We start from the raw sequence: 1,297 nt of genomic DNA on the forward strand, positions 1-1,297 counted from the left end.
GTCAATTACCCCGTGACAAGTCACGGGGCTTGCGAATGGCTAAGCGAGACCAAACAATAGACTAGACCGAAACAGGAGAAATCCATGTCAGCCGCATTACGAACTACAAGAACACATTCCGACGCCCCCCTAATCGGAGTCACTTCCGGGCGCGCCAAACCCGACGCCGCGATGCTAAGTTCGTTCTGCAAGGTCGAAGGGGAATTTTCCCCGTGCATAGACACGGAGGCAGCATAATATGCGAATTCCAGTTTTAGACAAGAACCTTAAACCACTGATGCCCACAACGCCAGCCCGAGCACGTCTCCTTCTGTCGCGAGGAAAAGCGCGGGCATACCGGAACAAACTCGGTATCTTCTGCATCATCCTGAAGCGAGATGTCGAGCCGGATAACCAGCAGATCGCTCTCGGTATCGACCCGGGAAGCCACTACGAAGGCTACTCTGTGGTTGGTACACAAGATACGGTGCTTAACGGCATGGCAGAAGCCCCGCGACACGTCAAAGACGCGGTAGAGCAGCGGAGAGTCATGAGACGCTCACGCAGAGGTCGCAACTGCAGGAGACGACCAGCACGGTTCAACAATCGCCAGCGAAACAAAGACACACTCCCGCCATCGACATACGCCAGATGGAACGCGAAGCTGCGAATCCTGAAGCAGCTGCTGAAGACAATTCCGATAACAGATGTGGTTGTGGAGGACGTCGCTGCCGTGTCGAAGAAAGGAGCTAAACGCTGGAATATCCAGTTCTCACCGATAGAATCTGGTAAAGAATGGTTCTACGAACAGATACAGAAGTTAAACATGAATCTACATGTAATAGAAGGATTTGATACAATGAGACTACGAGAAATCTTTGGTCTGAAGAAGACCAGCCAGAAATCGAAACGCACATTCGCCAGTCACGCCGTCGATGCATGGGTAGCTGCTGCGGATGTGACCGGTGCAGAGCAGCCAACAGAGAAAGGACTGTTCTATTGGGTGCCGATACGACTGCACAGACGCCAGTTACACCGGCTACAACCAACCAAGGGCAGCATTCGCAAGCCCTATGGCAGCACACAATCTCACGGACTAAAGCGTGGAACGCTGGTCGAGCATGTCAAATATGGTCTGACATACATCGGTGGGATGCAGCGGAAGATCGAGCGAGTGTCGCTACATAGTATCGAGACGGGTAAGCGACTCGCGCAGAACGCGAAGATTCCTGATCTCCATGTGCTGACAACAATAACATGGAGGGCGCAATTCCTCCCCGCTACAAGTAGCGGGGTCTCCTTGCGCAAATCATTATGA

Annotated in this window: 1 protein-coding gene; it reads left to right on the plus strand. The window is 52.6% G+C overall.

Annotation, left to right across the window (positions count from 1 at the left end; translation table 11 throughout):
* Positions 1-238 precede the first annotated feature (238 nt).
* Positions 239-1,297, plus strand: coding sequence for an RRXRR domain-containing protein (locus J7K40_01455; GenBank protein ID MCD6161065.1), 1,059 nt, complete (start codon positions 239-241; stop codon positions 1,295-1,297).

This window comes from Candidatus Zixiibacteriota bacterium (genome assembly GCA_021159005.1).
Classification (GTDB): Bacteria; Zixibacteria; MSB-5A5; order UBA10806; family 4484-95; genus JAGGSN01.